13 protein-coding genes are annotated in these 11,932 nt (G+C 39.8%); 2 read left to right on the forward strand and 11 right to left on the reverse strand.

Annotation, left to right across the window (positions count from 1 at the left end; all coding sequences use genetic code 11):
• Positions 1–5: 5 nt before the first annotated feature.
• A complete protein-coding gene (locus tag AAOP42_RS11605) occupies positions 6–1,337 on the forward strand; it encodes a c-type cytochrome domain-containing protein (RefSeq protein ID WP_349528680.1) in 1,332 nt (443 codons plus the stop codon).
• 14 nt (positions 1,338–1,351) lie between these two features.
• Entirely contained in the window at positions 1,352–2,758 is a 1,407-nt protein-coding gene (locus tag AAOP42_RS11610; RefSeq protein WP_349528681.1) for a sulfatase family protein, read from the forward strand.
• On the opposite strand, the gene AAOP42_RS11615 is transcribed toward AAOP42_RS11610, so the two are convergent.
• The 11 genes from AAOP42_RS11615 to AAOP42_RS11665 form a co-directional block, all read right to left on the reverse strand.
• Positions 2,744–3,157 (reverse strand): hypothetical protein, encoded by a 414-nt coding sequence (locus tag AAOP42_RS11615; protein WP_349528682.1) that lies wholly within the window; start codon positions 3,155–3,157, stop codon positions 2,744–2,746. The genes AAOP42_RS11610 and AAOP42_RS11615 overlap by 15 nt on opposite strands.
• Positions 3,158–3,247: 90 nt before the next feature.
• The gene (locus tag AAOP42_RS11620; RefSeq protein ID WP_349528683.1) at positions 3,248–3,571 is read right to left on the reverse strand and encodes a type II toxin-antitoxin system PemK/MazF family toxin; all 324 of its coding nucleotides are present in this window, start codon (positions 3,569–3,571) and stop codon (positions 3,248–3,250) included.
• Positions 3,568–3,795: a hypothetical protein gene (locus AAOP42_RS11625; protein WP_349528684.1), complete on the reverse strand. Its 228-nt coding sequence runs from the start codon at positions 3,793–3,795 to the stop codon at positions 3,568–3,570. The genes AAOP42_RS11620 and AAOP42_RS11625 overlap by 4 nt, the downstream gene beginning before the upstream one ends.
• A gap of 219 nt (positions 3,796–4,014) precedes the next feature.
• Complete coding sequence (locus AAOP42_RS11630; protein ID WP_349528685.1) at positions 4,015–4,683, reverse strand: hypothetical protein; 669 nt, start codon at positions 4,681–4,683, stop codon at positions 4,015–4,017.
• Positions 4,684–4,902: 219 nt separating this feature from the next.
• Positions 4,903–5,871: a phosphotriesterase family protein gene (locus tag AAOP42_RS11635; RefSeq protein WP_349528686.1), complete on the reverse strand. Its 969-nt coding sequence runs from the start codon at positions 5,869–5,871 to the stop codon at positions 4,903–4,905.
• A 307-nt stretch (positions 5,872–6,178) separates the two neighbouring features.
• Positions 6,179–7,033: an MBL fold metallo-hydrolase gene (locus AAOP42_RS11640; RefSeq protein WP_349528687.1), complete on the reverse strand. Its 855-nt coding sequence runs from the start codon at positions 7,031–7,033 to the stop codon at positions 6,179–6,181.
• Between the two features lie 4 nt (positions 7,034–7,037).
• Positions 7,038–8,066 (reverse strand): methionine synthase, encoded by a 1,029-nt coding sequence (locus AAOP42_RS11645; RefSeq protein WP_349528688.1) that lies wholly within the window; start codon positions 8,064–8,066, stop codon positions 7,038–7,040.
• A 26-nt stretch (positions 8,067–8,092) separates the two neighbouring features.
• Positions 8,093–9,472, reverse strand: coding sequence for an FAD-dependent oxidoreductase (locus tag AAOP42_RS11650; RefSeq protein ID WP_349528689.1), 1,380 nt, complete (start codon positions 9,470–9,472; stop codon positions 8,093–8,095).
• On the reverse strand, positions 9,469–10,251 hold the full coding sequence (locus tag AAOP42_RS11655) for a sugar isomerase domain-containing protein (protein ID WP_349528690.1): 783 nt from the start codon (positions 10,249–10,251) through the stop codon (positions 9,469–9,471). The genes AAOP42_RS11650 and AAOP42_RS11655 overlap by 4 nt, the downstream gene beginning before the upstream one ends.
• A 10-nt stretch (positions 10,252–10,261) precedes the next feature.
• Entirely contained in the window at positions 10,262–11,152 is an 891-nt protein-coding gene (locus AAOP42_RS11660; protein WP_349528691.1) for an ROK family protein, read from the reverse strand.
• Complete coding sequence (locus tag AAOP42_RS11665) at positions 11,152–11,931, reverse strand: SDR family NAD(P)-dependent oxidoreductase (RefSeq protein WP_349528692.1); 780 nt, start codon at positions 11,929–11,931, stop codon at positions 11,152–11,154. Before AAOP42_RS11665 ends, AAOP42_RS11660 begins: the two co-directional genes overlap by 1 nt.
• Position 11,932: the final 1 nt, after the last annotated feature.

The raw sequence follows: 11,932 nt of genomic DNA on the forward strand, positions 1-11,932 counted from the left end.
ATATTTTGGAAAACGAAACTAACGACTTTGTCATATTTATAGGGAGGTTTCACCCCCTCATTGTTCATTTACCTATCGGTTTTTTAATCCTTGGGTTTATCCTTCATTTGGTAAACAAACTCGAACAATTCAAAAACTCTGATAACATCATTGACTTCTCTCTTTTACTAGGAGGAGTCAGTGCTTTGGGCGCATGTATCATGGGATATATGCTGTCATTAGGTGGGGGTTACAATGATGATGCGGTATTCTTACATCAATGGGCTGGTATCAGTATGACTCTAGTAGCTTTTGCACTACTGGCCATCCGAAAATTCCAAATATCCAATGCCAAAGTTCAAAGAGGAGTGTTTATTATTGTAATGGTACTACTCACATTTACCGGACATTTTGGAGGCAATCTTACCCATGGTTCTACTTACCTTTTTCAATATGCGCCCAATGCAGTGCGTACCATAGCAGGGCTTCCACCAAAAGTAGAACGGGTCTATAAAAAAATCACCAACATAGATTCTGCTCTGGTATTTGAAGATGTACTGATGCCCATTTTAGACGCCAGATGTATCAGTTGTCACAATGAGGAAAAACTCAAAGGTGAGCTCTTACTTACATCGTATGAAGACCTGATGAAAGGTGGAGAATCCGGGAAAGCCATAGTAGCTGGCAATAGCGTTTCAAGTGAGTTATATAAAAGAATTACTCTTGCTCACGATGACGAGGATTTTATGCCACCCGAAGGAAAGACCCCACTTTCAAAAGAGCAGGTAAAAATGATTGAATGGTGGATAGATGCTGGAGCCAAACCAAAAGCATCGTTGGTAGCCTTAAATGCAGATTCGAAAATTAAAGATCAGTTTGAAAAATATCTGGGAATAGGTAAATACATGACCATACTGAATCAGCCAATAGATCCTATAGACCCTTCAACTATAGAAGAAATAAAATCAGCTGGTTTCTCCGTTTCAGTTTTGGCTGAAAAAGTGAACTATCTGGACGTATCTGTAAAATCCGGTGGGCAAATAACGAAAAAACAACTGGAAACACTCAAAAAAGCCAAAGATCACATCGTTTGGTTGGATTTGAAAAACAGTGGGGTTAAAGATGATTATCTTGAAATCATTAATTCACTACCCAATCTTATGAAATTGAGACTCGATAGAAATGACGTTTCTGATGCAGGAGTAAGCCAATTGAAAGACCTCAAAAACCTGGAATACATCAACTTGTCTTTTACTAAAATTACCGATCAGGCTCTCACCTCAATCAGTAAACTGGAAAACCTTGATAAAGCATATTATTATAATACCGGAGTGAAGGACTCAAACAATATAAATTGACACTCACCCCCTATATGAAAATCAATTATCTGATATATCTTATTGGACTGACACTTTTCGGTTGTATATCTGAATATGCCAAAAAACCAGTCAATATTATTTTCATTTTAACCGATGACCAACGGTGGGATGCCTTGGGTTATTCAGGTAATGACATTATTCATACTCCTGAAATGGATAAGTTGGCCAAAGAAGGTACTTATTTTAAAAAAGCCTTTGTCACCACACCTATTTGTGCGGCAAGCAGGGCTTCCATATTAACAGGCTTGTACGAACGAACACATGACTATACTTTCCAACAGGGAGAACTAAAAGAGCCATACAAACAAATTTGTTATCCTGAGATTCTGAAAAGAAACGGCTATTACACTGGTTTTTATGGGAAATTTGGTGTAAAATTCAGTAAATCCAAGGAGTTGTTTGACAAAGCTGACATCTATGATCGAAATGGGAAATACCCTAACCGGAAAGGATATTTTTACAAAACCATTGGGAAAGATACTGTACATTTGACCCGATATACAGGACATCAGGCTCAGGAGTTTATTGAAACAGCACCCAATGACAAGCCTTTTTGCTTATCTCTGAGTTTCAGTGCACCACATGCTCATGATAGTGCTCCAAAGCAATATTTCTGGCAGGAAAAATCAAACAACCTCTATGCTGACATCACTATTCCTCCTCCATCTTTAGGTGATGATAAATATTTTAACGATTTGCCAAAAGAGGTAAAAGAAGGGTTTAACAGAGTACGCTGGTACTGGCGGTATGATACCCCTGAGAAATACCAACACAGCATTAAAGGATACTATCGTATGATCTCAGAAATTGATGATGAAATCAGGGATCTTAGAAAAGTGTTGGAAGACAAAGGTATAGCCGATAATACAGTTATTATCTTAATGGGTGACAATGGCCACTATCTCGGTGAACGTCAACTCGCTGGCAAATGGCTCATGCACGACAACTCATTACGTGTGCCTCTAATTATTTATGATCCCAGAGTTGAAAATCATCATGATGTAAATGACATGGTTCTCAACATTGATGTTACCAAAACAATCCTAGACCTTGCAGGAATTCAAGCGCCCAAAGAATACCAAGGAATTAGCTTACTTCCCTATGTGACAACCGGAAAGCACAACGAAATCAGAAAATCTATCCTATTCGAACACCTTTGGGAAAAGGATGAAATTCCATCCAGTGAAGCTATCAGAACTGAAAAATGGAAGTATTTCAGGTATAGGTTCATTGCCACACCTGAAGAATTGTATGACTTGCAAGTTGATCCTTTGGAAACCAACAACTTAGCTCTAGATCCAAAATACAAAGAGATACTGTTAAAACTTCGGGATCAATGCGATCAGCAAATCAAAATCTTTACAGAATCTAAGTTGGTTTCTGCTTCAGTAGGTAGTTAAGTTTTTATAAAAAATAAATATTGAAAAGCGATTGGAAATCTTCTGAAATACTACATGCAGCCTAAAATCCCTGTATTTCTTTTTGGTCACCATATCCGCAGCTCCATATTTTCCTCCTGCTGCCGCTGGATCGTTGCTGTTGACCGCCGATCCACCATCAACAGGATCTTTCACGATTTTCCACTTCAAAGGCAACTCAGATGAAAACCTTGGCCCCTCCCAATATGTCCACTTATCATCCAACATTTCTCTTGACCCATCAAAAAGCACTTCTGCCTTCTTGGGAGCCTTCACGCCCACTCCAGCTTTTTCTTTCTTGGCCGCTTTCATAGCAACAAATGAGACAAGTACTACCAAGGACGCAGTTAACAGTATTGAATTGATTATCGTTTTCTTCATTTTGATTGTTTTGAATATTTCTAGTTTGCTAATAAATAAATGTTTTAAATAATTGGTCGTCGAGCTCAAACAATTTTTTGTGAAGGATGCCTACTGTCCAAGCTTAAATATTCGAATCAAGTTCTTGTCAACGTTGACTAATTCGTCTGGTGATAAATCACCTAGTTTACCAATTACTAAATCCTTGTCAATTGTAGCGAGTTTACTTAATCTTATTAATGATGTCCTCTTTAGTCGATTTGCCTGAGTTGGCTCAATTTTGAGATCAAAATCCTCTTGCCACTTTATTTGAGTCGTTATAAATGATACAGTAATGTCTGATTTACAATCAACTAGAATAAGAGCGGGTCTATTTTTTATTCCTGAAAGATCTGTAAATGGAAATGGTATCAGTACAATGTCACCTTTATTCATTTATACCTTTCTTTTAGATCGTTTACTGTATAAAGATCTTCTTCTCTCTCTAGAAATTTATATGTCTTGGAGTCAGACACTAACTTTTGAATTCCCTCAGTCAATAATTGATTTTCAATTCTATTTAAAAGAAATTCCGCAAAGTCTGAAACCTCTTTTAATTTCTGGTCAGGGAGCTTAGCTAAATTGTCTATCGTTTTCTTTATTAATACCTCTCGTGTCATATACCTCAATTTATATCAAATTTAAGAAATTTTTCTTTTTATTCTCAGACTCTGCTCTTCTATGATTCCTAAACTCATAATTTGTTTATCATTGGGAACGGAGTGAAGAATCACTAAGACATAAGTAATTATGTTTTAGTATTATTTCTTTTTCTTGATCTATATCAAGTAGTTATAACCTTAAACTGACTGCTATGATGATATCTTAGGACTAGTGGATTAGTGGGGTTTAGAAGCATGAAGTAAAGCAGAATGTAATTCCGTGGTAATACTACTCAATAGGACTTTAGATTGATTGTCAATGAGTTTTGATATGTCCTTCAATTTGTTATATGAAATTGATCTGCGTTCGGCTGTAGCTTGCATTTTAGGGTCTTTATTAATCCCCAATAGTACGGTCAAATTATTGGCACCAGTTATTTGCTTAAAATCTTCATTGGCAATTTCATATTCCATACTTTTATTGAAGAAGTCATGAACATTTTTAATCAAGTTATTAATTATATCTGTAACTTCATGATTTTCGAAAAGACCAACTTTATACTTGTTCAAATCAATAAGATAAAGCATCAACCCTCTAAGCATACTATCCCTCCTTTCAGAAGTAATGACATTGTACTTCTTGTAATCTTTTACATGCTGATCAAGTTCCTTGACTATTTTCTCCAACTTCTGAGATTTAAATTTGTTGACTTCTGCTTGAAATCCTTGTTTCGAAACAAGGTTTGCAGTATGCGAAAGTTCATTTGCTTGAAGAGCAATCTGGTTAGTTATTGCAGTTTGTTTTTCTATTTTATTAAGACGTTCTTGATTAATCATCCATGCAATAAAAGTTCCTAAACCACTAAAAATGGCTATTGTAATTGCTACTAATTCATATTTTGTCATTTAATAAAACTTTTATCTTATTATTGAATTTGCGCTAAAAACAAAAAAGTAAATCCTATTACTATAAAACATCCATTCAAGTAATTTATCCATTTATCTCAAAAAAAACTAGACTCAGGATAGAGTGATGCCATGACTCTATAAGTGGCTGCAAAATCAGTAGTAACACTATACCTCGGTGATAGTCATGGCATCACTTCCGACTTTCCTTGATTCCACTTAAAACCATGATGTACCTAAGGAAAAAGCAAACAGCCTTTTTGGATTGTTGACAAAAAGATCATTGAAATATTGAGATAAACCTATTTTTTCCAGTTCATCTACAAAAGTGGTCAATAGAAATATCAGGCCCGGATTTCCACCATAAGATTTCCAATAGGTGTGTCTGGCGGCATCCATACCTACGGTGATTTGATTTGGAAACTCCGGAAGCAAGGCTTCCAATAGTTTGTATGTCCAGTTCTCCTTTCCCATCGACCACCGGAAAGCACTGTCATACTCTACATTTACACCTGTCTGCAAAAGTTCCCGGTTGTAGCCCACGTCTTTGTAGCGATCCACATGCGAAAGTACCACATGGGAAAGGTCTGCCCCTAGCTTGGAGAACTGTTCTACCTGCTCCATTGCCAATGCACCATAGTTTGTATGTGTCAATATAGGTGCGCCCGTGATTTTGTGGGCATTCACCACAGCATGGAATATTTTTTCCTGATGGGCAGTAATTTTATCATCGCCTGTCGCCAATTTGATTAGGCCAGCTTTGTGTTCAGTCCTATCCACTTCTAGTGGGTTAGCGTAATCATTTCTGTCTATCCCTAGGGTAATGTCATCGACAAAGAGTCTAGTCAATTGGTCTTCACTGTAATGGTACCGCCAATGATCGTCAGGATAATAAACTTCCAAATGAATACCCGTCGGAGCGACGATGTTCATGCCTGTTTTTAGGGAAACTTCAACGAGTTTAGAAACATTTCTTCCGCAATTGGCTGGCATAGCATCTATCATCGTCCTTCCTCCCAAATGAAACACTTCTTTCAATTCTTTAGAGACCTTTTCTACGTCATTCAGTAGAAAATCAGGATTCTCCAAGGTTGCAAAGCTTTCATCAATAATGATGTGCTCATGGGAATAGGTGATCCCGATATCTTCGGCATCCACATCTCCCAAAACTGTTCTAATAAAACTCATTTGTTAATAAATTATGAATGCTTAAATTTCATTTCAATGAGAAATACCCCTCACCTTCCTTTTAGTAGCTCATTCCTAGTATATCTCCTTTGTCATTTCGACGAAGGAGATATCTCTTATGCTGACTTGCAATAAGCTAAAAAGATCCCTCCAAAGTAGGGATGACAATAGAAACGTCACTGCAAGCGGAGCGTGACAGTCTTTCACTGTACAAATTATGTCTTCTTAAAAAGAGATCGCTTCGTCCCTGTTTGTTGACAGATAGACTCGTAGTGACGTTTCTCTACTCGACTTTCGAGGATCCCACTCACTTTAAATCGGTACTACTCCATCTCTCACCACACCGCATTACTTTGTACCCCTGTCCTTTCAACGCTGCTTGTTTTACAAACTCCTTCGGATCTGCCGTATTGAAGGTAAACATATCGTAGTGGCAGGGAATAACGATTTTCGCATTTATTATTTTCCCCAAACGGACTGCCTCTTCGGCACTCAGATTTCCAGCTACTTTTCTTTGGGGATCGCTACCATTGATAGGTAATATGGCAACATCAATTTTGAAACGCTTAAGGGCATCCACTATATCTTCATGCCAAATCGTATCACCACTATGGTAAAGACTGAAACCTCCAAACTGAATGATATAACCCATAAACCGACAACAACCCTTTTCATCCCGTTCAAGTTGCTCATGAGCTGCAGGAATACCTGAAATCGTAAAGCCTTGTACTTCAGTTGTTTCTTTGTCATTCAGGTCAACGAAAAACTCCTTGTCCATCCCAAGCCGATTGGCTACAAAATCCAGATTGGCTTCCGGCACTACCATTTGAATGTTTGGATTGGCTTTGATCAGAGGAATCAAAGTATCTCCATCCAAATGATCGGTGTGGTTGTGGCTGGAAGTAACCACATCTATAAAATCCAAATGAGCTGGGTTTACCACCAATTCTGTCATCCGTACATGGGGCTTTTCTGTCGCTGCATACTTAGTGGTCAACGAATCGGACAAGTAAGGATCAATCAGCAAATGCTTCCCTTTCCATTGGATTAAAAAACCACTTTGTCCCAACCACCACAAATGAAAACAGCTTTGATCCTCGCTGGCTTGCTTTATATCTTCCAGCAATTCTTCGTTTTTCCTTAGAGCTTTGATCAATTCCATAAGCTTACAATTGTTTCCTTACTTTTTTTGCTCCTGCTACCATGCTATTGAGCTTTTTCTTTGCTGCCCATCGGGCTGTCTGGCTCAATCCACAATCCGGTGCTACTGATAGTTTGTCGGCAGGTACATGTTTTAGGCACAATTTAATGCTGGCTTCAATGTCTTCTACAGTTTCGATGTAGTAGCTTTTCACATCAACAATACCAATGGCTACATCCATTTTCTTTGCAAATTCGGCTGCCAGCTCTATTTCTGAAAATTGCCTGTTTGCCATTTCCAAATGGACTTCATCTACTTTAAAATCTAAGAACGCAGGTAACATATTGGCGATTTTCCGATAGCCAACGGCATGCCCTTTGAAATTGCCAAAACACAAATGCGTAGATAAGCGGGTTTTCCCCACAATCGGCTCTACAGTTCTATTGAAAATATCGACAAAACGATTGGTGTCTTCTTTATAGGCATAGCAACTCATGGAAGGTTCATCGACTGTGATCTCTGTGCAACCAGCAGCCACCAGGTCTTCCAATTCCTGACGAACAAAAGGCAGGATGGCCTCTGTGATTGCCCATCTGTCTTTGTACATCCCGTTGGGCAACAATCGCCCGCTCAGAGTATAAGGCCCGGGAATACTCGCTTTGAGAGTTGGCCCATCAGGTGCAAGCCGTTTCAATCGCTCAAATTCTTCAACCACACCCAATCCATTGGGTGCTGTAAGTTCTTCTATGATTTCATTTTTGCCTCTTTGATCATGTGCTGGCGGCCCCCATTTCCGAATGGATTCGGTATTTTCCTTTATCCCTTTGATAAAACCGTAGAACGACAAATTAAAATCAATCCGGGTTTGCTCACCGTCCGTGATCACATCCAAACCCGAGGAGACCTGATCGTGAATGGCAACAATCACTGCATCTTCTATCATTTCTTCGATATCAGCTCCTCCAAACTGATCAAGGTTTTGAGTGGCATGTTCCAGCCATCCGGGAAATGGATAACTGCCAATAACGGTGGTTCTAATTGGGTGATTTGTCATGATTGCTTAGGTTTATAAGACTAACTTTATTTAAAATTATTTGACCACCCATTTCGGGATGTATCAGCAAGATTATGAGGTACTTCCAACACTGTATTGATCTCAAGAAGTGCTGTCCTCAGTTTGTTCGTATCTACAGCATCTGATCCGGTATCATCATCCAATGAGAGATTAGCAGCCAACCCGGCTGCCTGCCCCATCGACATGGTTTGTGCCATAGACCGGCATGAAGCATGGGCATCATGAGTAGCGGAAAAGCACCTGCCAACCACCCAACTCCGCTTGCTATCTTTGGGTACTATGGTGCCATAAGACACACCATATACCCCATCATTTGGTATGTACTGCCAATAAGTTTCATCCTCACCATTATCTCCCTTTCGGTGGTCTTCAATAGGTGCGCCACAAAGAAAAATACTGTCTTCAGGAACCTTACGTTGCATGCAATGTTCTTTGGTCAATCGTTCCAATCCATAGACCCTTCGTGTTTCCCTTACTCCGATCTGATTGGATAATCCTATGATTTTAGACCCTTCAAATCCGGGTATTTCCTCTCGAAAAAAATCTTCATAGGTATACGATTGTCTTCTTCCTTCTATTTCTGCCAACGTCAAATCTCTTGCATCCAATCCTTTCAAATCCGTGACTTTTACAGCAACAGTAGAGACACAGCCAGTTTGACACATTTCATGAACAGAACCATCTTTCCTAGGTAAATTATGTTTGCCACTTTCGAATGAAACATGCATCTTTTCTTTGAGCATTTTTCTTCCTCCTGCTTTTTCGAATAAGCCTAAATCTACATTGCTCATTCTAAAAGTAGTTGTCAAGCTCTGTGCTGGTTCATTTTCTCCGGCAAGTTCAAATCCATAGTCAGACAAATAGCTGAAATCCGCATCTCCTGAAGCATCGATTACCCTTTTGGCGATGATTTTATAAAAACCACCTTTTGTCCAAAAGACACATGTACTGCGTTCATTTTCTTCCGACAATACTTCAATCAATGTGGTATGCAACAGGTAATTAATACCCGCCTCTACAATCAATTTATCCCAAACATATTTCAAACGTTCTGGATTGTAATTTACGCCTGTGCCTGCCCCATAGGTATTTGGTCGGAGGAAAATATCACCAGTAGCATTCAGTTCATTTACGATCCTATCTGGAATTCCCCCAACTATTTTTCTTGGCATTTCTCCCGGAGTAAAAAAGCCATAAAAAGTATCCAACATTTGGGTGGATGTACCCCCTGGAAATCCATACCTTTCAACCAATGCCACGTCATATTTACCAGATTCAGCAGCCGCCAAAGCAGCCACACAACCAGCCGATCCTGCCCCGATTACGAGAATATCCGTTTCGAACAAAACAGGTATGACATTAAAGTTGAAAATTTCTGATATCATGAATTCCCTACATTTTTATACAGTTCTGCCAGTCGATGGGCATGTTCATCGTATGCACTTTCGAAAAGTGCAGTAGCCATTTCAGTACCAACTATGGCTGCACTGCTCAACACCTTCGGTGGATGCCCTGCCTCGGTAAGCAACCTCGCCACCTCTACTTTGATGCAGTTGATCAATAAAACTCCACCAACTGAAGAGCCAGGTCCTACAGGAGTTTCCAGATTTGGAATTTTGACCATTGCATCACCTAACGGCGCACCAGAATCCAATATCAGATCGGCAAAATCACTCAGCTTTTTGCCGTCTTTTCTTTTACTTGTACTTTGAGCCGAATGTTCTTTGGTAATTAAAGCTATCACTTTGATGTTCCTTTTTTGGAATTCTTCGGCCATTTCTATCGGCACTACATTGCATCCGCTGGAAGAAATCACCAATGCAGTATCCTGTTCTTTCAAATCAAAATTTCTTAGGATACGACTTGCCAGACCTTCCACATTTTCCAGAAACATAGCTTGTCTTTGTCCATTGGCACCAACTACCAGGTTATGAAATGTAAGCGAAAGTTCGACTATCGGATTGAAACCTGGAAAAGAACCATACCTCGGCCACATTTCCTCCACCATAATTCTACTGTGTCCTGACCCAAACAAATGCACCATTCTGCCTGCTAAAATGGTATCGGCAAACCAATGTGCAGCCTTTTTTATTTCTTCTTCCTGAAGGGAAATGGTATCCGCAATACCTTTACTTTTATTGATATACTCTGCTATTACACTCATGTATTTTATATTATTGATTTTGAAAAGCAAATGTTGCCGCACCTATGGCACCTGCAAATTCACTGAATTGAGCCTTTTCTATTTTGGTTTCTATTCCTCCGGGACGCCATTCATACAAATCCATAAAAGACTTTAAGGGGTCAAATAAGGCATCATTTGCATTGGAAATACCACCGCCAATGACGATCATTTCCGGTGACAACACATTGCAAATAGAACAAATCCCAATAGACAACTTTCGAACTGATTTGAGCCACAAATAAGTAGCGAAGTGATCCCCTTTTACATAGGCATCAACCAGTTCACAGACTGACTGAAACCTGCCATGACTTCTCCGCACGATGGATGATTCACCAAAAGCATCTTCGAGTGTGCCTGGTATATTGGTTATGCCAAGCTCATTACTTTCGGCATCCAATGAGAAGTGCCCGAAATGTCCGGCTAAGCCATGAAAGCCTTCATAAATAGCTCCATTGATCATAATACCGCCACCTATTCCTGTTCCCAATGTGAGCATTACAAGGTTCGATACTCCTTTTCCAGTGCCAAAAGTACCTTCCGCCAACAATGCCGCATGTGCATCGTTTAGCACTTTCACTGATTTCATTCCTAAAAAATCAGCCCAATTAAATCCTTCCAAACCTTCCAATCTTCCGGGCATGTATGCAATGGCATCATGTGCTTTATTGGAAATTCCTGGTGCTGATAGCCCACAAGGAATTTCACCTTTTACATTTATCTGAAGGTGGGCTAAAACTTCGTAAACAGTGTCTTTCCAAGCACTTCCCTTTTTATCGGTTTCCCTGACCACACTTTCCAAGACTTCACCATTCCTACTGATGAGAACGCCTTTGATGTTGGTGCCTCCGACATCTATCCCTATGACTTTATCTGATTCCATTAATATTGTCCTTCGCTTATACTCCAACCACCATCAACAGATAATACCTGACCTGTGACAAAGCCAGATTGATCCGACATCAAATAACAGGCAGCCCCATCCAGGTCTTCCGGTCGGCCTATCCTGCCTCCATCAAGCGGTTGTTTGGTCTTTATAAATTTTAAAATTTCTTCATCATTGACAGCACGTTGTGCCATAGGTGTTTCTACCAGTGCCGGGGCAATTACATTGACTCGAATGTCGTTTTTTGCATAGTATGATGCAATTGATTTGGTAAATCCAATGATGGCTGATTTTGCTGCCGCATAAGCATGGGTAGTGAAAAATCCCGGTGAAGGAGAAAAACCCAAAACAGAACCCATATTCAGTACAACCCCCGGCTTCTCCAACTCTAAAAACTTACGTATAGCAGCCTGATTGGAGAGCATCAATGATGAGAGGTTTAATTCCAATGTCTTGTTCCACCCGTCAATTGATATTTCATGAAGTGGCCCATCACCCATTTTTCGACCACTGCCACCAGCCACATGGTACAGTCCATCGAAGCTATTGAAGTTTTCTTCACAAACTTCTATTGCCCGCTTAGCAGTATTGGGATCAGTTGCATCTCCCGATATAGCCAAAGCACTTTTTCCAAGAACCTCTTCAGCGCTTCTACAGCTTTCTTCTTTCCTGCCCACAATTACTACCCTTGCTCCCTGATTGATAAACGCCTTTGCAGCGGACAATCCGAGCCCTGTGGTACCTCCAACAATGACTAAACCCTTGTTCCTTAACATA

The organism is Reichenbachiella sp. MALMAid0571, assembly GCF_040151475.1.
Lineage (GTDB): Bacteria > Bacteroidota > Bacteroidia > Cytophagales > Cyclobacteriaceae > CAXBNB01.

What these genes read in the sequence shown, in the direction of transcription:
- AAOP42_RS11620 (WP_349528683.1), bottom strand. Translation starts at nt 3,571, where the DNA reads ATGAATAAAGGTGACATTGTACTGATACCATTTCCATTTACAGATCTT.
- AAOP42_RS11610 (WP_349528681.1), top strand. Translation starts at nt 1,352, where the DNA reads ATGAAAATCAATTATCTGATATATCTTATTGGACTGACACTTTTCGGT.
- AAOP42_RS11630 (WP_349528685.1), bottom strand. Translation starts at nt 4,683, where the DNA reads ATGACAAAATATGAATTAGTAGCAATTACAATAGCCATTTTTAGTGGT.
- AAOP42_RS11615 (WP_349528682.1), bottom strand. Translation starts at nt 3,157, where the DNA reads ATGAAGAAAACGATAATCAATTCAATACTGTTAACTGCGTCCTTGGTA.
- AAOP42_RS11655 (WP_349528690.1), bottom strand. Translation starts at nt 10,251, where the DNA reads ATGAGTGTAATAGCAGAGTATATCAATAAAAGTAAAGGTATTGCGGAT.
- AAOP42_RS11665 (WP_349528692.1), bottom strand. Translation starts at nt 11,931, where the DNA reads ATGTTAAGGAACAAGGGTTTAGTCATTGTTGGAGGTACCACAGGGCTC.
- AAOP42_RS11640 (WP_349528687.1), bottom strand. Translation starts at nt 7,033, where the DNA reads ATGGAATTGATCAAAGCTCTAAGGAAAAACGAAGAATTGCTGGAAGAT.
- AAOP42_RS11625 (WP_349528684.1), bottom strand. Translation starts at nt 3,795, where the DNA reads ATGACACGAGAGGTATTAATAAAGAAAACGATAGACAATTTAGCTAAG.
- AAOP42_RS11645 (WP_349528688.1), bottom strand. Translation starts at nt 8,066, where the DNA reads ATGACAAATCACCCAATTAGAACCACCGTTATTGGCAGTTATCCATTT.
- AAOP42_RS11650 (WP_349528689.1), bottom strand. Translation starts at nt 9,472, where the DNA reads ATGATATCAGAAATTTTCAACTTTAATGTCATACCTGTTTTGTTCGAA.
- AAOP42_RS11635 (WP_349528686.1), bottom strand. Translation starts at nt 5,871, where the DNA reads ATGAGTTTTATTAGAACAGTTTTGGGAGATGTGGATGCCGAAGATATC.
- AAOP42_RS11660 (WP_349528691.1), bottom strand. Translation starts at nt 11,152, where the DNA reads ATGGAATCAGATAAAGTCATAGGGATAGATGTCGGAGGCACCAACATC.